1 protein-coding gene is annotated in these 705 nt (G+C 72.9%); it reads right to left on the bottom strand.

From position 1 onward, the window contains the following. Positions 1-4: 4 nt before the first annotated feature. On the bottom strand, positions 5-412 hold the full coding sequence (locus B7L92_RS38915; protein ID WP_368656287.1) for an SCO5741 family PH domain-containing membrane protein: 408 nt from the start codon (positions 410-412) through the stop codon (positions 5-7). Between the last annotated feature and the right edge of the window lie 293 nt (positions 413-705).

The raw sequence follows: 705 nt of genomic DNA, 5'->3' as shown, positions 1-705 counted from the left end.
GGCCTCAGCGGTACCGGGCCGCCCGGTCCTCGATCGCGTCGGCCGCCATGACGAAGGCCTCGGGGCGGCCGAGGAAGTCGGCGCCGTGGTCGGTGAAGGCCACCCGCGGGGCCCCGCCCTCCGCCAGCTCGATGAGCACCGCCTGTCCCTGGACACTGCGCGGCAGCCCCAGCCACCGCACCGGCTGCTGGGCGGTGTGTATCGCCGCGACCTGAGACCAGCGCACCGTGGTGGCGGAGAACAGGCCCGTCAGCCGCAGCCCCTTCTCGTCGATCCACACCCCCGCACGCACCAGCCGGACGGCGCACAGGATCACCAGCGCGGCGCCCCCGACGCAGATGCCGGCGGCGGGCACCGATCCCGCGAGGGCGATGATCATCGCGGAGAAGAGCACATACGAGGCGAGCAGCAACAGAAGCGCGCCTCCGCCGATCCTCCAGGGACCCGGCCGGTAAGGGCGGCGCCGGCGGCTCGGGTCCTCGTACGGCAACGAGGCGTCTCCGGCCGCCGGTCCGTCTTCGTCAAGGGCGCGGTCCGCTGTCAGGAAGGGCAGGGGCACGGACGGTCCTCACTCACACACACGTCCGGATGGGCCTGTGCTGGCTGAGGCTATCCCAGGGGCTCAGCGCCCGTCCGACGCCTCCGACTGCTGCACCTGGTGAGTGGTCCGCGGCCCGCTCTCGAGCGCGGGCAACCCGAACATCA

Origin of the sequence: Streptomyces viridosporus (genome assembly GCF_002078235.1) — a bacterium.
GTDB lineage: Bacteria > Actinomycetota > Actinomycetes > Streptomycetales > Streptomycetaceae > Streptomyces > Streptomyces viridosporus.
Note: the sequence above shows the minus strand (reverse complement) of the source record. Positions and strands in the feature narration are given on the sequence as shown.